General features: G+C 65.8%; 19 protein-coding genes. 13 read left to right on the forward strand and 6 right to left on the reverse strand.

Annotated features, from left to right (window positions below):
• Window positions 1-24: 24 nt before the first annotated feature.
• The 6 genes from ACVWWQ_RS07385 to ACVWWQ_RS07410 all read left to right on the forward strand — a co-directional run bounded on the left by ACVWWQ_RS07385 (window position 25) and on the right by ACVWWQ_RS07410 (window position 8,731).
• Complete coding sequence (locus ACVWWQ_RS07385; protein WP_133948390.1) at window positions 25-2,151, forward strand: alpha-amylase family protein; 2,127 nt, start codon at window positions 25-27, stop codon at window positions 2,149-2,151.
• 302 nt (window positions 2,152-2,453) lie between these two features.
• Entirely contained in the window at window positions 2,454-3,074 is a 621-nt protein-coding gene (gene lexA / locus ACVWWQ_RS07390; protein WP_099653365.1) for a transcriptional repressor LexA, read from the forward strand.
• The gene (imuA, locus tag ACVWWQ_RS07395; protein WP_133948389.1) at window positions 3,074-3,697 is read left to right on the forward strand and encodes a translesion DNA synthesis-associated protein ImuA; all 624 of its coding nucleotides are present in this window, start codon (window positions 3,074-3,076) and stop codon (window positions 3,695-3,697) included. Before lexA ends, imuA begins: the two co-directional genes overlap by 1 nt.
• Before the next feature lie 12 nt (window positions 3,698-3,709).
• On the forward strand, window positions 3,710-5,110 hold the full coding sequence (locus ACVWWQ_RS07400; RefSeq protein WP_133948387.1) for a Y-family DNA polymerase: 1,401 nt from the start codon (window positions 3,710-3,712) through the stop codon (window positions 5,108-5,110).
• Window positions 5,107-8,184: an error-prone DNA polymerase gene (locus ACVWWQ_RS07405; RefSeq protein WP_133948385.1), complete on the forward strand. Its 3,078-nt coding sequence runs from the start codon at window positions 5,107-5,109 to the stop codon at window positions 8,182-8,184. Before ACVWWQ_RS07400 ends, ACVWWQ_RS07405 begins: the two co-directional genes overlap by 4 nt.
• Before the next feature lie 118 nt (window positions 8,185-8,302).
• Window positions 8,303-8,731: a hypothetical protein gene (locus ACVWWQ_RS07410; protein ID WP_133948383.1), complete on the forward strand. Its 429-nt coding sequence runs from the start codon at window positions 8,303-8,305 to the stop codon at window positions 8,729-8,731.
• 61 nt (window positions 8,732-8,792) lie between these two features.
• On the opposite strand, the gene ACVWWQ_RS07415 is transcribed toward ACVWWQ_RS07410, so the two are convergent.
• Genes ACVWWQ_RS07415 through ACVWWQ_RS07425 form a run of 3 tightly spaced genes read right to left on the reverse strand, consistent with a single transcriptional unit; the run spans window position 8,793 to window position 10,587 of the window.
• On the reverse strand, window positions 8,793-9,200 hold the full coding sequence (locus ACVWWQ_RS07415; protein ID WP_099652860.1) for a hypothetical protein: 408 nt from the start codon (window positions 9,198-9,200) through the stop codon (window positions 8,793-8,795).
• The gene (locus ACVWWQ_RS07420; RefSeq protein ID WP_133948381.1) at window positions 9,197-9,667 is read right to left on the reverse strand and encodes an Mpo1-like protein; all 471 of its coding nucleotides are present in this window, start codon (window positions 9,665-9,667) and stop codon (window positions 9,197-9,199) included. The genes ACVWWQ_RS07415 and ACVWWQ_RS07420 overlap by 4 nt, the downstream gene beginning before the upstream one ends.
• Window positions 9,668-9,690: 23 nt before the next feature.
• Complete coding sequence (locus ACVWWQ_RS07425; protein ID WP_133948379.1) at window positions 9,691-10,587, reverse strand: phosphoribosylaminoimidazolesuccinocarboxamide synthase; 897 nt, start codon at window positions 10,585-10,587, stop codon at window positions 9,691-9,693.
• Between the two features lie 124 nt (window positions 10,588-10,711).
• Between ACVWWQ_RS07425 and ACVWWQ_RS07430 the strand changes: the two genes are divergently transcribed.
• From ACVWWQ_RS07430 to rpe, 3 genes are all read left to right on the forward strand, one after another.
• Window positions 10,712-11,020, forward strand: coding sequence for a c-type cytochrome (locus ACVWWQ_RS07430; RefSeq protein WP_099652858.1), 309 nt, complete (start codon window positions 10,712-10,714; stop codon window positions 11,018-11,020).
• Window positions 11,017-11,820 (forward strand): co-chaperone DjlA, encoded by an 804-nt coding sequence (gene djlA / locus ACVWWQ_RS07435; protein WP_099652857.1) that lies wholly within the window; start codon window positions 11,017-11,019, stop codon window positions 11,818-11,820. Before ACVWWQ_RS07430 ends, djlA begins: the two co-directional genes overlap by 4 nt.
• Before the next feature lie 148 nt (window positions 11,821-11,968).
• A complete protein-coding gene (gene rpe, locus ACVWWQ_RS07440; protein ID WP_133948377.1) occupies window positions 11,969-12,649 on the forward strand; it encodes a ribulose-phosphate 3-epimerase in 681 nt (226 codons plus the stop codon).
• Window positions 12,650-12,793: 144 nt separating this feature from the next.
• Here rpe and ACVWWQ_RS07445 read toward each other — a convergent pair whose 3' ends face one another.
• From ACVWWQ_RS07445 to ACVWWQ_RS07455, 3 genes are all read right to left on the reverse strand, one after another.
• The gene (locus tag ACVWWQ_RS07445) at window positions 12,794-13,435 is read right to left on the reverse strand and encodes a class GN sortase (RefSeq protein ID WP_199107321.1); all 642 of its coding nucleotides are present in this window, start codon (window positions 13,433-13,435) and stop codon (window positions 12,794-12,796) included.
• A complete protein-coding gene (locus ACVWWQ_RS07450; protein WP_133948375.1) occupies window positions 13,432-15,387 on the reverse strand; it encodes a marine proteobacterial sortase target protein in 1,956 nt (651 codons plus the stop codon). Before ACVWWQ_RS07450 ends, ACVWWQ_RS07445 begins: the two co-directional genes overlap by 4 nt.
• 241 nt (window positions 15,388-15,628) lie before the next feature.
• Window positions 15,629-15,760, reverse strand: coding sequence for a hypothetical protein (locus tag ACVWWQ_RS07455; RefSeq protein ID WP_457383350.1), 132 nt, complete (start codon window positions 15,758-15,760; stop codon window positions 15,629-15,631).
• 307 nt (window positions 15,761-16,067) lie between these two features.
• On the opposite strand from ACVWWQ_RS07455, the gene pdsR reads away from it, so the two are divergent.
• The 4 genes from pdsR to trpE all read left to right on the forward strand — a co-directional run bounded on the left by pdsR (window position 16,068) and on the right by trpE (window position 20,917).
• Window positions 16,068-16,757 (forward strand): proteobacterial dedicated sortase system response regulator, encoded by a 690-nt coding sequence (gene pdsR, locus ACVWWQ_RS07460; RefSeq protein ID WP_099652852.1) that lies wholly within the window; start codon window positions 16,068-16,070, stop codon window positions 16,755-16,757.
• Window positions 16,754-17,332 carry a hypothetical protein gene (locus ACVWWQ_RS07465; RefSeq protein WP_133948373.1) on the forward strand — a complete coding sequence of 193 codons (579 nt, stop codon included), beginning with the start codon at window positions 16,754-16,756 and terminating at the stop codon, window positions 17,330-17,332. The genes pdsR and ACVWWQ_RS07465 overlap by 4 nt, the downstream gene beginning before the upstream one ends.
• 12 nt (window positions 17,333-17,344) lie before the next feature.
• On the forward strand, window positions 17,345-19,369 hold the full coding sequence (locus tag ACVWWQ_RS07470) for an ATP-binding protein (protein ID WP_133948371.1): 2,025 nt from the start codon (window positions 17,345-17,347) through the stop codon (window positions 19,367-19,369).
• A gap of 72 nt (window positions 19,370-19,441) precedes the next feature.
• Window positions 19,442-20,917, forward strand: a complete 1,476-nt coding sequence (gene trpE / locus ACVWWQ_RS07475) for an anthranilate synthase component I (RefSeq protein WP_133948369.1) — start codon at window positions 19,442-19,444, stop codon at window positions 20,915-20,917.
• Window positions 20,918-21,190 lie beyond the last annotated feature (273 nt).

Consider the following 21,190-nt stretch of genomic DNA (forward strand, 5'->3'; position numbering starts at 1 on the left):
CTCGTTTGCGCGAGGAATCCCTTGATGACGTTCCGTGCGTGGTCCTGGTTGTGGTGCCTGTGCAGCCTGACGGCCTGCCACGCGGCCGCCCCGGATGGACTGGATCTGGCGAATCCGGGGGCGGCGGATCGGGTCCGCCTGGAACAGGTGCAGCGTGTCGGCAACGCCGAGCGTGCCAGTGATGGCGTGGCGCAGCAGGCTTATGCGTTCCAGCCAGCGGCACATCCGTGGATCGTGATCACCCCGGCGGACGCGGCTTGGAACTGGTCGGGCCAGCGCGAAGTGCGCGTGCGCGTGCAAAACGCCATGCCGTGGGCGGTGACGCTGGAGGTGGAAATCGATGGCGGCGGACAGCGACTTCAGGCCAGCGTCGGGGTGCCGGCCGGGCCGCCGCAGACACTGGTGATTCCGCTGCATGCGACCTCTCCACGCGACCAGGGCATGCAGGTGGGCCCGCCCATGCCGTTTGACGACCACGGCCAGCCAACCCTGCTGGCGACTACCGTGCGAGGCACGCTGGATCTGCGCCAGGTCCGTGCGATCCGCCTCGGCATTCCGGCGCCCCAGGCAGTGCAAACGCTGCGCTTTGGCCGGGTGGAAGCGGTATCTGCAGCGACGGCGCTGCGCGATGCGTATGCCGGTATCGTTGACCGTTACGGGCAATACACACGCGGGCAATGGCCGGAAAAGATCGACTCCGATAGCGCACTGCGCGCGGCAGAGGTGGCCGCGCCGCTGGCGGCGAAGCCGGCCGACGCGGATCGCTATGGCGGACGTCTGGACGGCCAGGCCCAACAGCGGACCGGCTGGTTTCATACGCAAAAGCAGGGTGGCCGCTGGCAACTGGTGACACCCGATGGCCACTCGTTCTTTTCGCTGGGCGTGAATGCGGTGACGGCCGACGGCGGGCACAGTTATGTCGCGGGTCGCGAGTTCATGTTCAACGATTTGCCGCCGGATAGTGGCGCGTGGGCGGCGTTTTACGGCAACGGTGACAACCGCGACAAGAATCAGGGCGCCAGCCAGGGCATCGGCTACAACCATGGCCTCTGGTTCGATTTTCATGCGGCGAACCTGTACCGCGTCGACGGCAAGGATTGGCTGGATGCGTGGCGCGCACGCACGCTGAATCGATTGCGGGCATGGGGCTTCAACACCATCGGCAACTGGAGTGATCCCGTTCTCGGCCAGGCGCATCGCCTGCCTTACACGCGTTCGATCAACATCGCCGGCGATTACGCCAATGTCGCCAGCGGCTTCGATTACTGGGGCCGCATGCCTGATCCGTTCGATCCGCGCTTCGTGCAGGCGACGGAGGCGGCGGTGGTGAAAGCGAGCGGCGACGTACACGAGGATCCCTGGCTGATCGGCTATTTCGCGGACAACGAACTGGCGTGGGCCGGTGTTGGTCCGCAAGGACGCTGGGGGCTTGCCGTCGGCACGCTTGCCGGCGACGCGAAGAGCCCGGCCAAGCAGGCGTTCATCGCCATGCTGCGCAAGAAGTACGTGGCGCCGGAAACCCTGTCCGCGGCATGGGGCATCGCGCTGGATTCATGGAGTGCGCTGAACGTCACCGGCTTCCACGCCCCCGCGCCGAGCGAAGCGCACCCGGGTATTGCCGCCGACTACAGCACCTGGCTGCGCGACTACGCCGACACCTACTTCCGCACTGTCGCTGACGCGATCCACCGCCACGACCCGCATCACCTGTTCCTCGGCGGTCGTTTTGCGGTGAATACGCCCGAGGCCGTCGCGGCCTGCGCGCAGTTCTGCGACGTGGTCAGCTTCAACGTCTATGCCGACCTGCCGCAACATGGTTTCGACGCCGCGGCGATGCATCAGCTCGACAAGCCGGTGCTGATCAGCGAATTCCATTTCGGTTCGGATGACCGCGGTCCGTTTGGCAAAGGCGTGGTGTCGGTGTGGAACGAGCAGCAGCGTGGCGAGGCGTATGCGCGCTTCATCGCGGCAGCGGCTGCCAATCCCGATCTCGTCGGCGCGCACTGGTTCGAGTACATCGACCAGCCGGTAACTGGACGGCTGCTTGACGGTGAGAACAGCCATATCGGCTTGGTCGGCATCACCGATATTCCGTTCGGCGGGTTTGTCGAGGCGGTGCGTGCGGCCAATCTGAAAGCGGTTCAGCCGTAGCGCCAGCACAGGGATCTGCCCCACGCCGCGCGGGCATCCATAAAAAAACCCGCAGAGGGGGATCTGCGGGTTTCGGGGGTATCCATCTTGATCGCGTGGAGGAGGAGGGGAAGCCTCGCCACGCAGTGGGATCGATGTCTCACGACATGGTGTTAATGTACCGCACGGTTTGTTAATGCCGCGTAACTGAGGCGTGACCTGATCGGAACCATGTGTTGACGGCTACGCCGTGCTGGGGTCTCGCCAGCGCCGGGCAATCACGGGGCTGTATTTTCACCACAAAAGGTGAAAACATGGCGACCATGAGCCTGCAGCTGACCTCCCGCCAATCCAACATCCTCGACTTCATCCGTGACCGGCTGGAACACGCTGGCCAAGCGCCCACGCTGGAGGAGATCGGTCAGGCGATGGGGCTGCCCAACGTCAGCGCGGTGCTCAAGCACGTGCGGTCGCTGGAGGCCAAGGGGCGGCTGGTGATCGAGCCGAATCGGTCACGTGGCATCCGGCTGCTGAATTCCACTGACGCGCTGGAGGCGGACACCATGGAACTGCCGCTGGTGGGCCGCATCGCTGCTGGCGAACCGCTGTTTTCCGAAGCACGGGTCGAGCGCACGCTGCGGGTGTCGCGCTGGCTGTTTCGCCTGCCGCCGGATTATCTGGTGCGGGTGGTCGGTGATTCGATGCGTGATGAAGGCATCCTCGATCAGGACCTGGTCGGCGTGCACGCCACGCCAGTGGCGCGGCATGGCCAGGTGGTGGCGGCGCGGGTGGGCGATGACCGGTTCACCATCAAGCGGCTGCACTGGCAGGGCGAGGTGATCCGCTTGTTGCCCAACAGCCCGGGCTTTCAGCCGATCGATCCGGACCCTACCGAAGACTTCGCCATCGAAGGTCTGTTCGCCGGTTTGTTGAGGGGCAGCTGATGAGTGCGGTAGTGCCGCTGTCGTCGTTGCTGGACGCGCGTCAGGTATGGCGTGGACGTGCCGTGCCGGCGTCCACTGGCGAACAGCCTACCGGCTGGGCCGCGCTGGATGCAGTCCTGCCCACGGGCGGCTGGCCCGAGGCCTCGCTGTCGGAAATCCTGCTGCCGCTGGATGGCGTGGGCGAATTGCAGCTGGTGCTGCCGACGCTGGCCCGGCTCAGCCACGGCCAGCGGCCGGTGGTATTGGTGACCCCGCCGTATGCGCCGTGCGTCGCTGGCTGGCGCCAGCATGGCGTGGACATGCGTCGGGTCGAGATCGTCATGGCGGCCGAGGGCGATGTGCTGTGGGCGATGGAGCAGTGCCTGCGGTCGGGCAGCTGCGCGGCGGTGCTGGCCTGGCCGTGGCAGGCGGATGATCGGGCATTGCGCCGCTTGCAGGTGGCGGCCGATGGTGGGCGCGCGTTGGCATTTGCGTTCCGCGACCGGCGACACTTGGGCAATGCCTCACCCGCGGCCTTGCGGCTGGAACTGGAAGCGCGGCCACGCCATCAGGTGTGGGTACGCAAATGCCGTGGTGGCGCCGTGCCCGAGCAGCCGGTGGCGCTATCGCGCGCCCTGCATTGATGGTGGGCGCCGATGTTGTGGGCCTGCATTTTGTTGCCACGGTTGGCACTGGACGGTGTCCTTCGGCGTCGCCCGGGCGAAGGCCCGCTGGTGCTGGTGGCCGGTGCCGCGAATGCGCGGACCATCGTGGCGGCAAATGCGTCCGCGCGCGAGGCCGGCCTGCGCGTGGGGCAACGGCTGAACGCGGCGCAGGCCCTGCTGGCGCATTTCGAGGCGTTGCCGTACGAGCCTGAGCTGGTCGATCGCTGGCATCATTTTCTGGCCGCGGTGGCGTATCGCTACAGTTCCGAGGTGAGCCTGCTGCCGCATGCGATCGTGCTGGAGGTTAGTCGCAGCCTCAGTCTGTTCGGTTCGTGGCCGCGGCTGGAAAGCCTGTTGCGTGCCGAGCTTGATGCGCTGGGTTTTCGTCATCGGATCAGTGCCGCGCCGACCGCGCATGCAGCGTATGTGCTGGCGGGCGTCAGCGATGGCCAGGCCGTACTGGGTCACGAGCATCTGCGTCACGCGCTGCAGCGCATCCCGCTGCAGAAAAGCCGCTTGCCCGCCGCCGCGGTGGACGCCTTGCCCGGCATGGGCATCCGCACTTTGGGTCAATTGCTGAGCCTGCCACGCGATGGCCTGCGTCGGCGCTTCGGAACCGACTTGCTGCTGGCGCTGGATCGGTTGACCGGCGAGGCGCCCGCCGGTCTGGATGCGTATCGGCCACCGGACAGCTTCGACCTGCGCATCGAGTTGCAGCACGAGGTGGAGAACATCGCCGCGCTGATCTTTCCGTTGCGGCGCATGACCGGCGATCTGGCCGCCTATCTGGCCGGCCGCGATGGCGGCGTGCAGCGTTTCCTGTTGCGGCTGGAACACCGCGAGGGACATACCGACGTGATGGTGGGGCTGCTCGCGCCCGAGCGCGAGGCCGGCATGTTGTTCGAACTGGCACGCGGCCGGCTGGAACAGGTGCAGTTGCCCGAGCCGGTGCTGGTCATGCGACTGATCGCGCGCGACCTGCCTGCCTTCGTGCCGGCCGGACGCGACCTGTTCGACGAGCGCCCGGCGAATGCTTTGCCGATCGAGCAACTGCGCGAGCGCCTGCGTGCGCGGCTGGGGGATCGCGCCGTGCATCAGCTGGGCAGCACCACCGATCCGCGCCCCGAACTGGCGCAGAAGGTGATGGTCCAGGACGATGGTCGGCAGGAGCCGTCGCCCCGGCCGACCTGGTTGCTTGACCGCCCCATCCCGATACGCGGTCCCGCACCGCAGATCCTCGCCGGCCCCGAGCGCCTGGAAACCGGCTGGTGGGATGGTGGCGAAGTGTGTCGCGACTACTACGTGGTGGAGACGTCGCAGGGCCAGCGCGCGTGGGCGTTTTGTGCACCGGGCGAACAGGCTGGCTGGATGCTGCAGGGCTGGTTTGCATGAACGCGTATGCCGAGCTGCATTGCCTGTCGAACTTCTCGTTCGGCCGCGGCGCGTCCAGTGCGCGCGAGTTGTTCGAGCGGGCGAAGGCCTGCGGTTACAGCGCACTGGCGATCACCGACGAATGCTCGCTGGCCGGCATCGTGCGTGCGCTGGAAGCCTCGCGCGAAACCGGCTTGAAGCTGATCGTCGGTGCCGAATTCCAGCTCGAGGACGGCCCGAAGCTGGTGCTGTTGTGCGAAACGAAGAAGGGTTATATCGGCTTGAGTGAATTGATCACGCGCGGCCGGCGCGCGGCGGACAAGGGCACCTATCGCCTGCATCGCGCGGACCTTGAGCACGGTGTGCCGGAGACGTTGGCGTTGTGGCTGCCCGAGCGCATTCCGGATATCGCCCATGGTCGCTGGATGCAGGCCATCTTCGGTGATCGGGCATGGCTGGCGGTGGAGTTGCATCACGGCCCGGACGATGCACAACGATTGCGCGAGCTGGAGATTCTCGGACGGAGCTTGCAGCTGCCTCTGGTCGCTGCCGGTGACGTGCACATGCACGTGCGGCGTCGGCTGGCGTTGCAGAACACGCTGACCGCGATCCGTCATCGCCTGCCGATCGCCGAGGCGGGCGCGTTGATTTTCCGCAATGGCGAGCGTCACCTGCGTCGACGCGATGCGCTGGGCACGATCTATCCCGCCGCGCTGATGCTCGAAGCCGCCGCCATTGCGGCGCGATGCTCGTTCAGCATGGACGAATTGAACTACCGCTATCCGGCCGAGCTGGTGCCGGAAGGTCACAGTGGCATCAGCTGGCTGCGTCATCTCACCGAAGAAGGCATGCAATGGCGCTGGCCGGATGGCGTGCCGGAAAAAGTCAGCGCGCAAATCGCGCATGAGCTGGCGTTGATCGAGGAGCTGCAATACGAGTCGTATTTCCTCACCGTGCACGACATCGTGCGCTTCGCGCGCAGTCAGCAAATCCTTTGCCAAGGCCGTGGCTCGGCCGCCAATTCCGCCGTGTGTTTCGCGCTCGGTGTGACCGAGGTCGATCCCGCGCGGATGAACCTGCTGGTCGAGCGCTTCATCAGCAAGGAGCGCAACGAGCCGCCCGACATTGACGTGGATTTCGAGCACGAACGACGCGAGGAAGTGATCCAGTACATCTACAGGAAATACGGTCGCGAGCGGGCGGCGCTGGCGGCCACGGTGATCTGCTATCGCGGCAAGAGCGCGGTGCGTGACGTGGCCAAGGCGCTGGGCCTGCCACTGGACCAAGTCGATCAACTGAGCGGCCTGTTCACGCGCTGGAGTGGCGAGACCCCGCTGGATGATCTGTTGCGCGAGCACGGCTTCGATCCGGATGCCGCAGTGATGCGCCGGGTGATGCGGCTCACCCACGAACTGATCGGCATGCCGCGGCATCTGTCTCAGCACGTCGGTGGCTTCGTGATCAGCGATGCGCCGCTGAGCGAACTGGTGCCAGTGGAGAATGCGGCGATGCCCGACCGCACGATCATCCAGTGGGACAAGGACGACCTGGACACGATGCGGCTGCTCAAGGTCGATTGCCTGGCGCTGGGCATGTTGAGTTGCGTGCGTCGTTGCCTGGACCTGCTGCGCGCGCATCGCGGCCAGGACTACAGCATGGCCACGTTGCCGGCGGAAGACCCGGCGACTTACCGCATGATCCAGCGCGCCGACACCATCGGCGTATTCCAGATCGAGAGCCGGGCGCAGATGGCGATGCTGCCGCGGCATCGGCCGGAGAATTTCTACGACCTGGTGATCCAGGTGGCGATCGTGCGGCCCGGCCCGATCCAGGGCGACATGGTGCACCCGTATCTGCGTCGGCGCCGCGGCGAGGAGCCGGTGGACTATCCGTCGGAGGATCTGAAAGCGGTGTTCGAACGCACGCTGGGCGTGCCATTGTTCCAGGAGCAGGTGATGAAGCTGGCGATCGTGGCGGCAGGCTATACGGCTGGCGAAGCCGACCAGTTGCGCCGCGCGATGGCCGCGTGGAAACGCCACGGCGGGATGGAACACCATCGCGAGCGGATCATGACGGGTATGCTCGAGCGCGGTTATACGGCCGAGTTCGCGGCGCGTCTGTTCGAGCAGATCAAGGGTTTCGGCAGTTACGGTTTTCCCGAAAGCCACGCCGCCAGTTTTGCCGGCATCGTCTATGCCAGTTGCTGGCTGAAATGCCACGAGCCAGCCGCGTTCGCCTGCGCCTTGTTGAACGCGCAGCCGATGGGTTTCTACGGGCCCAGCCAGATCGTGCAGGATGCGCAGCGTCACGGCATCGCGGTGCACCCGGTGGATGTGTGCCACAGCGACTGGGATTGCACGCTGGAGGATGACGCGCGCGGTCGCGGGCAGCCGGCGATCCGGCTCGGACTGCGGCAAGTGCGCGGCATGCGCCAGGACGTGGCCGAACGACTTTCCGCAGCACGCGCCACCCGCGAATTTGTCGACGTGGTGGACCTGTGCGCGCGCACAGGCATCGACCGCCGCCAGCAGGAGTTGCTGGCCGAGGCGGGCGCGTTGCGCGGGCTGGCCGGGCATCGGCATCGGGCGAAGTGGGCGGTGGCCGGGGTCGAGCCGCAGTTGCCGCTGTTCGGGCGGGCCAGTCCGGCGGAGGCGTCCATCGTGCTGCCGGTGCCGTCGGTCGCGGAGAATCTGCAGTCCGACTATGCCCGCACCGGGCTCACTCTGGGGCCGCATCCGTTGAAGCTGATTCGCTCGCGATTGCGCGCGGCGCGCTTCACCGACTCACGCAGCCTGCGTGGTCAGTCGCACCAGAGCCAGGTGCGCGCGGCAGGCCTGGTGACTCAGCGCCAGCGTCCGCAGACGGCCGGTGGTACCACCTTCATCACCATGGAAGACGAGCACGGTTTCATCAACGTGGTGGTGTGGCGGGATGTCGCCGAACGGCAGCGGCGTGCGTATCTGGAGGCCACCTTGCTGGGCGTGGAAGGGCAGTGGGAAAGCGTCGATGGCGTGAGCCACCTGATCGCCCGGCGGCTGGTCGACATGAGCCCATGGCTGGGTTCGCTGGACAGTCGCTCGCGCGATTTTCATTAGTGCCGCGATTTGCGCCTTGCTCACGTGTCGCCCGGTGCGCTATCGGCTAGGCTGGGTTCTCCATCTGACCGGCATGGGGATGCCGTCAGGGGGATTTTTCCATTCAACTGGGGGATATATGGGTACTTCTTCGTTGGCTGCGCTGGCCGGCATGGGGCTGTTTGCCATGCTGGTCACGATGGTCGTGGGCATCCTGCTGGCTGCACTGGTGCTGAGCTTTGCGTTTCGTTTTGTGGTCGGCTACATGCCGTCCTATCCGCGCGCATTGGGCGCGGTGGTGCTGACCTGGATCGCTGGCGTGGTGGCGATGATCATCATCGGCATGGTCAGCTCCGGCGGTGCCGGTGGATTCCTGTCGCTGATCGTGCAGTTCCTGGTCGGCGCCTTCGTCGTGAACTACATGCTGTTGTCCGACAACGGCAGTCAGATCGGCTTCGGCAAAGCCTGTGTGGTGCAGGTGATCTATCTGGTGATCTTCATCGTGCTGGCCGTCATCATCGGCCTGATGATGGCGGCGTTTTTCGGCGGGATGATGGCTCACGGCTGATGTGACGAAGGGGTGGCCCGAGCCACCCCTTCGCGTTGCACGCCAATTCAGGTCGGACTGGTCAGGCCAGGCTGGTGGCGATGCCGAAGCCGATCGCCATGATCGCCGCGACCGCCATGCAGGCACTGCCCGGGCGGATGCGCCGGGCATCGAGACGCGGCACCAGTCGCCACAACAGGACGGTGCCGATCAGCATGTCCAGCACCAGCGCCCAGCGCAGCAAGCCGGAACTCAGCAGGGCCGCGTAGGGCGGATGCAGGTGGCCTTCATAAGCGGCCACGCCAACGATCAGCAACATGCCGACCATCGTCCACAACAGGCAGGCGAGGTAGATGCGGTTGAACACCACCGCACAGCGTTCGGTCCAGCGCAGCACCGACCAGCCGATCAGGGCGAACACCAGCGCAGCCATGCTGCTGTAAAGCACCCACCAGAGCAGGCTGCTGATAACGGTAAGCAGGGTGGTCATGTGACGTGCTTGAATCCCAGTTTGCGGAACAGCTTGGACATCAGCCAGGCCGGGCCGATCAACAGATAAGAAAGGTCGGTGAGGAAGCTCGGCTTGCGTCCCTCGAACTTGTGTCCGATGAACTGGCCGATCCAGGCGACCACGAACACGCCGATGGCCAGGTAGCAGAGCTGGGCCGCGCCGAGCTGCCAGTACAGGACATTGGTCAGCAGCCCCAGCAGGGCAAACGCGACCAGCAGGCCCAGCGCCAGCCGGTGCGAGCGGCGCCAGTACCAGTAGAACGCCAGCACCATCACCAGTACCGCCCACGAGCCGGGACGAAACAGGGTGGCCGGGACGGGAATGGCCCACAACAGCGCGATTACCGACCAGACGATCGGCGGTACGCAGAACCAGTGGAACAACTGGTTGGTCGGGTTGCGGTGGTCGGCGCTGTAGCTGTCGATCCAGTCCTGCATGGTACGCATGGCATCCCCCCGTTGGAAAGCTTTCAGTCGAGCCGGATGCCTGCCAGACGGTGCAGGGCTTCGGCGTATTTGGCCGCGGTGCGGGCGATCACGTCGTCCGGAATCACCGGGCCGGGTGCGGTCTTGTTCCAGTCCTGCGTTTCCAGCCAGTCGCGCACGAACTGCTTGTCGTAGCTGGGCGGGCTGATGCCGGTGCGGTATTCGTCGGCCGGCCAGAAGCGCGAGGAGTCCGGCGTCAGCATCTCGTCCATCACGTAAAGCTTGCCGCTGGCATCGGTGCCGAACTCGAACTTGGTGTCGGCGATGATGATGCCGCGTTCGGCCGCGTAGGCAGCGGCCCACTGGTAGATCGCCAAGGTGGCGTCACGCACCTGGTTGGCCAGTTCGATGCCGACGGCATCGACCACGGCATCGAAGCTGACATTCTGGTCGTGGTCGCCCACCGCGGCCTTGGTCGACGGGGTGAAGATCGGTGCGGGCAACTGTTGCGCCTGTTGCAACCCCGCCGGCAGCGCGATGCCGCACAGCGAGCCGGTTGCCTGGTAATCCTTCCAGCCCGAACCGATCAGATAGCCGCGCGCGATCGCCTCCACGGGTACCGGTTTCAGCCGGCGCGTCACCACGGCGCGCTTCTCGTACAGCGCCAGGTCGGTACCGGGCGGCAACACCTCGGCCAGCGGCACGTCGAGCAGATGGTTCGGGATCAGGTGCGCGGTCTTGCCGAACCAGAAGTTGGACATCTGGGTCAACATTTCGCCCTTGCCCGGAATCGGGTTCGGCAGCACCACGTCGAAGGCGGACAACCGGTCGGTGGCGACCATCAGCAGCCGGTCGTCGGACAGCGCGTAGACATCGCGCACCTTGCCGCGGTGGATCAGTTCGAGTCCGGGCAGGTTCGATTGCGGCAGGATGGTGGGCACGGCGGCAGGTTCCACGGGACGGGGAGCGCCCATTCTAGCTGCTGCGACGGGGGCTCCGGAAACGCCGCGTCGCGGATTTCGGGGCACTGCTAGAATTGGCGTCCTTTGGCCCCATGTGTTGCCGATGCGTATTCCATTGACCACGGTGCTGAGTCTGCTCGCCGCCCTCCCGCTTCACGCACAGACGTCGGCACCGCCCGCCCGGCTGGGTCTGTGCGCCGCCTGTCACGGTGCCGACGGCCATGCCGGCATGCCCGGGGTGCCGAATCTGGCCGGGCAGCGGCTGGATTACCTGCGCGATGCGCTGAAGCAATACCGCGACGGGCGCCGCAACATCCCGGTGATGCGTGCCGCGATCGGTCCGGTCAGCGACGCGGAACTCGATGCCCTCGCGCGCTGGTACAGCGAGCAAACCGCACAGGCCAACCCATGAGTTTCACCTATACGTTGTGGTTCGCCTTTTTCGGCCTGCTGATCGGCCACATGCCCGGTGCCGTGACCGGCGCTGTGCTCGGCTTCATCTTCGACAACATGCGCTACAGCCAGCGCAAGAACGCCACGCCCGAGGCGGGTGGTTTCGTCGGGCCGCTGTTCACCCTGCTCGGCGCGGTGGCGAAGTCCGATGGACGGGTGTCAGAGCAGGAAATCGCGATTGCCGAACGGCTGATGACCCGCATGGGCCTGGCCGCCGAATTGCGCAAGCAGGCGGTGGCCAGTTTCAATGTCGGCAAGCAACCGGAGTTCGACGTCACCCAGACCATTGCCGAATTGCGCAACTGGGTCGGCCTGCGCCGCGATCACGCATTTCCGGTGCTCGACGTGGTGATCGAAACCGTGCTGGCCGAAGGCAATCCGCCGCCGGAGAAGATGTCGATCCTGCGTCAGCTCGCCTTCGCCCTGCGCATCAGCGACATGGAGCTGATGGCGCTGATGGCGATGAAAGGCTACGCCTGGAACAGCAGCGGGCCGCGTGGCTACAGTCATGGGCCGGCCGGTGGCGGTTACGTGCCGCCGCAACGCACGCCGCAGGGCCCGGACCCGTACGCCGTGCTCGGCATCGACCGCAACGCCGACGATCGTGCAGTCAAGCGCGCCTATCGCAAGCTCATTTCCGAACACCATCCCGACCGCCTGGGCGATCTGCCCGAAGACATGCGCAAGCAAGCCGAATCGCGCGCCAGCGAAATCAATGCCGCGTACGATCGGATCAAGGAAGCGCGCGGGTTCAAATAAAAAAGCCGTAGGAGCCCGCTCGCGGGCGATGCTCTTGCTCTGATGCCGCAAAGAAAGCATCGCGGCCAAAGCCGCTTCTGCATGATCAACAGCATCGCCCGCAAGCGGGTTCCTGCCCTTGTCAATTCAGACACTTCGGATAGCCGTCATGCCCAAGCAATCCCCGATCATCGCCCCGTCCATCCTTGCCGCCGATTTTGCCCGGCTGGGCGAGGACACCGCCGCGGCGCTGGCCGCCGGTGCCGACTGGGTGCATTTCGACGTGATGGACAACCATTACGTGCCGAATCTCACCATCGGCCCGATGGTGCTGCAGTCGCTGCGCAAGTACGGCATCACCGCGCCGATCGACGTCCACCTGATGGTCAAGCCGGTCGACCGCATCGTGCCGGACTTCGCCAAGGCCGGCGCGAGCCTGATCAGCTTTCATCCCGAAGCGAGCGAGCACATCGATCGCACCCTGGGCCTGATCAAGGAATCCGGCTGCCAGGCTGGCCTGGTGTTCAATCCGGCCACGCCGCTGGATCACCTGGACTACGTGATGGACAAGCTCGACATGATCCTGATCATGTCGGTCAATCCCGGTTTCGGCGGTCAGAAGTTCATCCCGGGCACGCTGGAAAAGCTGCGCCAGGTGCGAGAGCGCATCGAGGCCAGTGGTCGTCCGATCCGGCTCGAAGTGGATGGCGGCGTCACCGCACAGAACATCGGCGCGATCGCCGCGGCCGGTGCCGATACCTTTGTGGCCGGCTCGGCCATCTTCCATGCCGCCGATTACCGGGCCGAGATCGAGGCCATGCACCGTGCCATTGCCGCATCGCAGGCATAAAAATCCCGGCGCAGTGAACGGCTGCGCCGGGATAAACGTCGTCGGAGACGTGAGAGGAAACACCATGATTGGTGTGCCGGCACGGCCACAAGGGGAGAGGTCATGCCGCGCCGGCACGTTCCACGGCAAGAGGAACCGCACCAATCACAAGTTCTGACCGGGCCATTCCGGTTTGGTTCCCGCGGCAATTGATGAATATCCGGTCGCGGCGTTCAGGTTCGCGCGGCGGGCTTGCACCACATAGCGCAGCGGCCCGCCCGGAACGATCGCGTTGAACGGGTAGCAGGTCACCAGCCAAAGCCCGTCCATGCTGTCGCTGGCGGGAATTCGCTCGTGTCGGCTATCCATCACGCGACTGCCCGTCACCTCGTAATCGGTGCTGCCGCCCGATCCCTCCACGTTCAGCCGGTCGCCCGGCCGCAGCGCCGGCAGAAAGCGGAACTGGGTGTCACGATGCGCGCTGATCACGCCCAGCCCCGTCGCACCCGGCCGGGCGCTGCCGGCATTCCAGCCCGGACCGAACGCCAGCGCCTGGCCGCTGTCGCCATCAAGCACGATCAGATCCTGGTGCAGGCGCGGCACGCTCAGTCGCGCCAGCGGGGTGATGTCTGCCCAGGGCCACGGGTGCTGCGGCGAACGACCATGGTCGGAGTGATTCCACGCCCGCTCCAGCAGCCATTGCGCCAGCACGGCCTTGGTGTGAATCCAGCTTCCGTGCACGCCCAGTCCGGCAGCCAGCACCAGCGCGGCGACCATCACCCGGCGCCAGCCGCGTTGGCGGATCACCGGGTGGCTCGCTGCCGCCACCACGCCAGTACGGCCAGCAGCAGGGCCAGCAGTGCCAGCCACAGCTCCAGCGTCGCCGACGTTGCGGTTTGCGCGAAGTGCGTGCCGGCCGGCATCACGTTGGGGATCTGCCGGTGCTTCAGCGCCGCGTCGGCGCTGCGGGCCGGTGTCTGATCGACTGCCACCAGGCTGGTATAGGCGCTGACCAGATGGGCGTCGAGCGCGGTGCGGGTGATCGCCTCGACCAGTGCTTCCGCATCGCCGCCACGGGTCAGCTGGTCGGAAAGATCGGCGATGCGCGATTGGGCCCAGAGTCGACCCAGCCCGTTGGCCGACTTCGCCGCGGACAAGTCCGCCGGCACGGTCCAGCCGCGATCGGGGAGCTGGCCGTGCACCTGCACCTGGCTGATCGATTCGGCCAGTTTCGCGGTGACCAGCAGCGGCTCGCCCAGGTACAGGTCGGGCAACTGGCGCGGATAGGCCTCGCTGCCGGCCGGCCAGTCCACCTTGATGTCACGCAGGGCGGGATGGTCGAGTCGGGCCAGCAGGCCGATCATCGCCTCACCCACGTTGCCGGTGTCGGTGATCAGGGTTTCGCTGCCACGGCCATGGCGCGCCGCCGTCTGCAGGAAATCCGCGTTCGGCGCGCTGCCGATGCCGATCGGGAACAGTCGCGAATCGCCCAGCTTTTCATCGATCAACTTCAACAGGCCGTTGGGATCATCGACGGCACCATCGGTAGCGAACAGCACCTGCCGCACGTAGCCTTGGGGCGCGTGGCCGGTCAACGCAAAACTCAGCGCCGGCGCCATCTCGGTGCCGCCGCCAGCCTGCAACCGGTTGACCCATGCGCGCGCCTTCTGCAGGGCGTCCGGCGTGGCGGGCACTGCCTCGCTGGCCCATGGATTCAGCGTCGAATTGAATTCAGCCACGTTGAAGCGGTCGCCCGGTTGCAGCTGGCTCAGCGCGAGGTCCAGTGCGGCGCGAGCCTGCCGGATCGACTCGCCGCCCATCGAGCCGGAAGTGTCGATGATCAGGATCAGTTCGCGCGGCAGGCGCTGCGCCTGCTGCTGGGGCGGTAGCAGCATCAGCATCGCGTAGTGCTGCCCGTCGATGTCCTGCTGGAAGCTGGCCACGTTCGGCTGGGTTTGCGGCTGCGGTTGCCAGCTCAGCACGAAATCGCGATCCGGCAATACGCTGGCATCGCGCAAGCGGATGTCCCAGCGCTGGTCGTGCCGCACGGTGTCGATCGCGTGGCTGGAACTGTCCACGCTGGCCAATGGCACGCCGGCATCCAGCTGCACCGCAATGTGTGTGCGCAGCGGCGCCTGTGCATCGTCCGCGGCAAATATCTGCGGGGTGTCGATGCCCGCATCGCCCGGCTGGGCGGATTCGCGCATGTGGTAGCGGGGCGTGAAAGTCAGCGGAAAACGCAGCGAGAACTTGCCGGCCTGGTAGTCGATGCGCTGCCAGTAGTGCAGCACGATGGTCACCGTCTCGCCGGGCGCCACGTTCGTCACCGCCGTGCGGAACAGGTTGCCGTTGCCTGCCTCGACGAGCGCGGCGCGCTTGCCGCTGTTTCGGGCCTGTTCGAAGATTTTTTGCGCGGCTTCCTTGCGCTGGATCGCGGCCTGGATGCGCCGTTCACCGATCTCCAGCGACATCGAGTACACCGCTGCGCCGGTGGGCAGCGGCAGCAGGTACTGCGCTTCCAGCCAGTTCTTGCCCGTGTTGCGAAATTGCTGTCGCACCTGCACTTCGGCAATCAGTCCGCTGACCTTGTATTCAACGTCGGTGTCGAGACTGGCCAGCGTCTGCAAATGACCGCTGGCGTCGCGCCAGCGCAACTCGCCGCTGCCCGGTTCGGTGGCGTGCGCAGCCAGTCCGAACAGCAGTCCGGCGAGGAGCAGAAGATATCGCAGGCGAAAGAGGATCCCGGGTGATGCGTGCATGGCCGTCCCTTGGTTGTTGGCAAGTGCTACAGCTGCATTGACACATTCGGGTCGGCCCACGTCGCGTCGCGGATGCGACGTTCTGCAGCGCAATCAGGGCAGGACGCTGACAGGTGAGTGCAGCCAGTGCGTGGAACCAACCGGTACGTAAAAAAAATCCCCTCGCGAGGAGGGGACAAGGAACTGCCATGTCGGACGGAACGGAGGAGGTAGGAACGGTGAGGTCGCTTTCGGCAAGGGGCTAAAGCGGTTGCCAGTCGGTGTCGGGCTGATCCTGGCCCACGCCCGCTGCGCTTCCCTGCGCAGCGGGCGTGCCAGTGCCTTCCACGGCAAGCGGAAGCAGAAGAAATTCGGAGAATCGGTGGCTTGTCATGTCCATCTCCTTCAGTGGATGCCGAGCAGCAGGCCCAGCAACAGGGCGCCCAGCGCCAGGGTGATGCGCAGCGGTTCGAAGCCGTGCAGCTCGGCATTCGGGTCGCGGGGGGCAGGGTCGATTTTCATGATCTTTCTCGCCGGACTGGGGGAACGGTTCCATCAGAACGCCGGGCGCGGCGTGTGCGGCGGCGAGGAGCGGCCTGTTTGCGGCCGCCTCATGGCAAAACGCGGGCAGTGGCCGCGGACGGCTTGCGCACAAGCGATCCACATAGCACGCTGCGTCTATCATTCGAAGGGAACGCATCATGGGCCGCAGTATTGCCATCGTCGAAGACGAACCGCTGATTCGCGCCAATTACGTCGAGGCGCTGAACCGCTTCGGCTACGACGCACGCGGCTACGGTTCGCGCCACGAGGCTTCCAGCGCGTTCGCGATGAAGCTGCCGGAGCTGGTGATCATCGACATCGGCCTCGGCGACGAGCCGGAGGGCGGTTTCGACCTGTGCCGCGAGTTGCGCGCCAAGTCGGCCACCTTGCCGCTTATTTTCCTGACGGCGCGCGATTCGGATTTCGACGTGATCTCCGGGCTGCGCCTGGGCGCCGACGACTACCTCAGCAAGGACACCAGCCTGCACCAGCTGGCCGCCCGCATTGCCGCGCTGTTCCGTCGGATCGAATCGTTGAAGGCGCCGACATCCAGCGAGACGGTGATCGAGCATGGCCCGTTGAAGCTGGAATCCGAGCGCATGCGAATCACCTGGAATGGGGAAGAAATTCCGCTCACCGTCACCGAGTTCTGGATGGTGCACACGCTGATCCGATTCCCCGGCCACGTGAAGAATCGCGACCAGCTGATGCGCGAGGCGGAGCTCGTCGTCGACGACGCCACCATCACTTCGCACATCAAGCGCATCCGCAAGAAATTCGTCGCGGTGGCACCGGAGTTCGATGCGATCGAGACCGTGCATGGCGTCGGTTACCGGTGGAAGCCATGAGGCTGCGTATCGGGGCCATGCTGGTGTTGTGCCTGTTTGCCGCGCTGGCGCAGGCGGCCGGCACGGATGACGTGCTGGCCCGCGGTGCCCGTGACGGCAATGCGCCGGCGTGGGCCATTGCCGTGGCGACGCCCACGGGCTGGACGCGTGACTGCTGCACCTACGCCCAGGCGATCGGCGTCAATGCCGTGCTGTATCAAGGCGAGTGGAGCGGCAAGCCGCAGCGGGTGATGGTGCTCAATGTGTGGCCGAGCCAATTGCCCGCGCTGGCCGACGAAGTGCAAGCCGACCGCAAGCGCTACCTGCAACACGATCCGGCCGGCAAGACCACCACCTTTGTCGTGCGGCATCCGGCGATGCCGTGCGAAGCCTCGGTCTACCAGGGCAGCGATCACATCGATGATGTGCTGGTGTTTTGCGATCCGGGCAAGGCCAGTGGCGTGCGGCTGAGCTGGTCGATGGCGTTTGACGATGGCGATCCCGCGCGACAGTCCCTGCTCGACGATTTCATGCGTGTGGTGGTGGCATCCCGCTGGATGAAGGACGCCGGAGCGCCGGTCAATCATGCACCTTGATCGGCGCCTTCGTTGAGCCTGCGTCGCAAACTGTTGCTGGTCGCTTTGTGCACGCTGGCGTTGCCGATCGCCGGCTGGCTGTATGTGCGGCAGATGGAAACGCTGTTGCGCGAGGGACAGGCGCAAGCCTTGCTCGCCTCGGCGAATGCGGTGGCGCGCAGCCTGGTGGTGACCGAGGCGCTGCCACCGGTGACCGGCCGTGCCTGGTACGTGGAACAGCTCAGTCAGCCGATCACCGTGGATGGTTATGGCGACGACTGGGCCCCGCTGACGCCCTGGAGTCAGTCGCTGGGCACGCAGGGAAAATTGCTGCTGGCCGCCGACGATCACTGGCTGTACCTGTATGCCGACGTGCGCGACACGCGGCGCACCCGCGCCGATGCGGATGATGCGAACGCGCTGGCCGCCGATCATCTGATCCTTGCGCTTGGCAATGCCAGTGGCCAGCGTCGCTACCTGCTGACCAGTGCGGCACCCGGTTCATTGTCGGCGCGGCCGCTCGATCCACCGGTCGATAGCTTGCCTGAGGTGATTCCCGCGCAATGGCAGGAAGACGGCAGCGGTTACCGCGTCGAGTTGCGGTTGCCGCGCAGTCTGGCGCTGCGCAGCCTCGGGGTCGGCATCTATGATGCCGCCGCCGGCGGCGACCGGATGGCGGCCGATACGCGTCCGCTGCTGGCCTACGCGGACAAGCTTTCCAGTGAGTTGACCCAACTGGTACCCGAGCGCGTGCAGGCGCGGGTGCTGACGACGCAAGGTTGGCTGCTGGCGCGCAGCGGTCACCTGAATACGCTCCCTGGCAGCGATGGCCAGCCGGGCTGGTTCGCGGCACTGGTCTACCGCTCGCTGCTGGCCAATCGGCTGGAGGATGCCAACCTGTGGGCACAGGACGTCCCGCGGCTGGAAACCGGTGAAGTGCGCGAGGCGGCAACCGGACAACCGAGCACGGTGTGGCGTGCCGGCGAGGAGCGTGGCAGCGTGGTGCTGGCCGCCGCAGTGCCGATCGAACGGGCGGGCAAGGTCGATGGCGTATTGCTGCTGGAACAATCCAGTCGCACCGTGCCCTTGCTGGCCAATCGCGCCCTGCTCGGTCTCCTGCTGACCAGCTTCGGCGTGTTGCTGGTCGCCGGTGGCATCCTGCTGTGGTTCGCCACGCGGCTGAGCCTGCGCCTCGGCCGACTGCGCAATGCCGCCGAACGTGCCCAGTTCAACGATGGCCGTCTGGACGGCTTGTTCGAAAGCGGCAAGTTCCCGATGACCGACGCACCGGACGAGATCGGTGACCTCGCGCGCAGTTTCGAGAAGCTGTTCGAGGTGGTCGGCAGCTACACCGACTACCTGCGCACGCTGGCGTCGAAGCTCTCGCATGAATTGAACACCCCGCTGGCCATCGTCAAATCCTCGCTGGACAACCTCGAGCACGCCTTGCAGGCCGAGGGTCACATGCCGGCCGAGGCGCGGCCGTATCTTTCGCGCGCCCGCGATGGCGTGGCGCGGCTGGGCGCGCTGGTGCGGGCGATGAGCGAATCAAGCCGGATGGAGCGGTCTATCACCACGGCCGAGCCGGAGGACGTGGACCTGCGCGACGTGGTGCGCGGTTGCGCCGAGGCCTATCGTCCGCTGATCGGCGGGCGACGACTCGATTGCGTGTTGCCTGCCGGCGCGGTCAACCTGCATGGCGCGCCCGAGCTGATCGCGCAGGCGCTGGATAAGTTGCTCGACAACGCCTTGTCGTTCACGCCACCCGAAGGCTGGTTGCGGCTGAGCTTGACGGCCACCGCCGACGGTGCCGAAATCGAACTGGCCAACCAAGGCCCGCCCCTGCCGGCGGCGATGCAGGGTCGGCTGTTCGATTCGCTGGTCAGCCTGCGCGACAAGGCCACGCCGGGCGATGCACCGCATCTGGGTCTGGGCCTGTACGTGGTGCGGCTGGTCGCCGAGCGGCATGGCGGCATGGCCAGCGCACGCAATCTCGACGACGGCAGCGGCGTGGCGTTCTCGCTGCGCCTGCACGGCATGCCGCGACCGCGGCTTTGAGTCGAGTTCGCACCCGCTGCCACCGGCTCTGTCCTACAATCGGCGATTCCGCCCGAGCTACGGATCAGCCACGTGATCTCCCGAGATGAATTCGACGCACTGGTGGCCAAGGGCCATACGCGCATTCCGCTGGTGCGCGAGGTGTTTTCCGACCTCGACACGCCGCTGTCGGTGTACCTGAAACTGGCCGATGGCCCGTACACCTTCCTGTTCGAATCGGTCGAGGGTGGCGCCACTTGGGGACGCTATTCGATCATCGGCCTGCCGGCGAAACGGGTGTATCGCCTGCGCGGGCATGAGCTGGAAGTCGAGGATTCCGGTGAGATCACCGAACGTCGCCACCTTGACGATCCGCTGGCGGAGATCGAGAAGCTGCGCATGCAGTACGACGTGCCGCGGCTGCCGCAGTTGCCCGCATTCTCGGGCGGTCTGGTGGGTTACTTCGGTTTCGAGACGATCGGCTACATCGAGCCGCGGCTGGCGCAATGGGATCGCGCCGACGAACTGGGCACGCCCGACGTCTTGCTGATGCTGGCCGAGGAAGTGGCGGTATTCGACAACCTCAAGGGCCGGCTGTACCTGATCGTGCACGCCGATCCCGCGCAGCCGCAGGCGTATGCCGAAGCGCAGCGCCGGCTCGATGCGCTGGTCTACCGCCTGCGTCAGGGTGGCGCGTCGTATCCGCAGCTGACGCAGTCGATGGCGATCGACGAAAGCGACTTCACCTCCTCGTTCACCAAGGACGAGTTCGAGGCGATGGTGGAGAAGGCGAAGGAATACATTCGCGCCGGCGACATCTTCCAGGTGGTGCCCTCGCAGCGGCTCAGCGTGGCGTTCAATGCGCGACCGGTGGATGTCTACCGCGCGCTGCGTGCATTGAATCCATCGCCGTACATGTACTTCGTCGATCTGGGCGACACGCAGATCGTCGGTTCCTCGCCGGAGATCCTGGCGCGCCTGAAAGACGGCAAGGTGGTGGTGCGTCCGCTGGCCGGCACGCGCAAGCGCGGCGCGAACGAGGAAGAGGATCAGGCACTGGAAGCGGAGTTGCTGGCCGATCCGAAGGAGCGCGCCGAGCACGTCATGCTGATCGACCTGGGTCGCAACGACATCGGCCGGATCAGCGAAACCGGCAGCGTGGAAGTCACCGATTCATTCGCGATCGAACGCTATTCGCACGTGATGCACATCGTCTCGCAGGTGCAGGGGACGGCCAAGGCGAACCTCAGCTACATGGACGTGCTCAAGGCCACGTTCCCGGCGGGCACGCTCAGCGGTGCGCCGAAGATCCGCGCGCTGGAAATCATCCAGGAGCTGGAGCCGCACAAGCGCAACATCTACGCCGGCGCGATCGGCTGGATCGGCTGGTGGGGCGATGCCGACACCGCGATCGCGATCCGCACCGCGGTGATCCAGAACGGCCGCCTGCACGTGCAGGCCGGCGCCGGCATCGTCTACGACTCCGACCCGGCAGCCGAGTGGGAAGAGACGATGAACAAGGGTCGTGCGTTGTTTCGGGCGGTGGCGCAGGCGGCGAAAGGGCTCTAGAAGACAGCGTGCTTCCAGCCTTTGCCGGGGACGCAGTCATCCGGCTGTCCGGACGTCCGGGTGAAAGCCCGAAGCGCGTGCATGATCGTCGGAATCCGGGCTTGCCTCCGGCTTGCTGAACGCAAGTTCTTGCACGCTTTCGCCGTCGGTTGGTACGTTATATCGTTGCGCTCCCGATCTGCCGTCAAGACGCGTTCACATGAACAATCCGTGGTTCGAGTGCTTGCCGGCGCCGTCGAAATGACGGCTGCGATGATCGGGCGGGCTGGCTCG

The sequence above is a fragment of the Rhodanobacter sp. TND4EL1 genome (assembly GCF_054061035.1).

What these genes read in the sequence shown, in the direction of transcription:
- rpe (WP_133948377.1), top strand. Translation starts at nt 11,969, where the DNA reads ATGCCCAAGCAATCCCCGATCATCGCCCCGTCCATCCTTGCCGCCGAT.
- ACVWWQ_RS07385 (WP_133948390.1), top strand. Translation starts at nt 25, where the DNA reads ATGACGTTCCGTGCGTGGTCCTGGTTGTGGTGCCTGTGCAGCCTGACG.
- ACVWWQ_RS07430 (WP_099652858.1), top strand. Translation starts at nt 10,712, where the DNA reads ATGCGTATTCCATTGACCACGGTGCTGAGTCTGCTCGCCGCCCTCCCG.
- ACVWWQ_RS07415 (WP_099652860.1), bottom strand. Translation starts at nt 9,200, where the DNA reads ATGACCACCCTGCTTACCGTTATCAGCAGCCTGCTCTGGTGGGTGCTT.
- imuA (WP_133948389.1), top strand. Translation starts at nt 3,074, where the DNA reads ATGAGTGCGGTAGTGCCGCTGTCGTCGTTGCTGGACGCGCGTCAGGTA.
- djlA (WP_099652857.1), top strand. Translation starts at nt 11,017, where the DNA reads ATGAGTTTCACCTATACGTTGTGGTTCGCCTTTTTCGGCCTGCTGATC.
- pdsR (WP_099652852.1), top strand. Translation starts at nt 16,068, where the DNA reads ATGGGCCGCAGTATTGCCATCGTCGAAGACGAACCGCTGATTCGCGCC.
- ACVWWQ_RS07405 (WP_133948385.1), top strand. Translation starts at nt 5,107, where the DNA reads ATGAACGCGTATGCCGAGCTGCATTGCCTGTCGAACTTCTCGTTCGGC.
- ACVWWQ_RS07450 (WP_133948375.1), bottom strand. Translation starts at nt 15,387, where the DNA reads ATGCACGCATCACCCGGGATCCTCTTTCGCCTGCGATATCTTCTGCTC.
- lexA (WP_099653365.1), top strand. Translation starts at nt 2,454, where the DNA reads ATGAGCCTGCAGCTGACCTCCCGCCAATCCAACATCCTCGACTTCATC.
- ACVWWQ_RS07420 (WP_133948381.1), bottom strand. Translation starts at nt 9,667, where the DNA reads ATGCGTACCATGCAGGACTGGATCGACAGCTACAGCGCCGACCACCGC.
- ACVWWQ_RS07400 (WP_133948387.1), top strand. Translation starts at nt 3,710, where the DNA reads ATGTTGTGGGCCTGCATTTTGTTGCCACGGTTGGCACTGGACGGTGTC.
- ACVWWQ_RS07455 (WP_457383350.1), bottom strand. Translation starts at nt 15,760, where the DNA reads ATGACAAGCCACCGATTCTCCGAATTTCTTCTGCTTCCGCTTGCCGTG.
- ACVWWQ_RS07410 (WP_133948383.1), top strand. Translation starts at nt 8,303, where the DNA reads ATGGGTACTTCTTCGTTGGCTGCGCTGGCCGGCATGGGGCTGTTTGCC.
- ACVWWQ_RS07465 (WP_133948373.1), top strand. Translation starts at nt 16,754, where the DNA reads ATGAGGCTGCGTATCGGGGCCATGCTGGTGTTGTGCCTGTTTGCCGCG.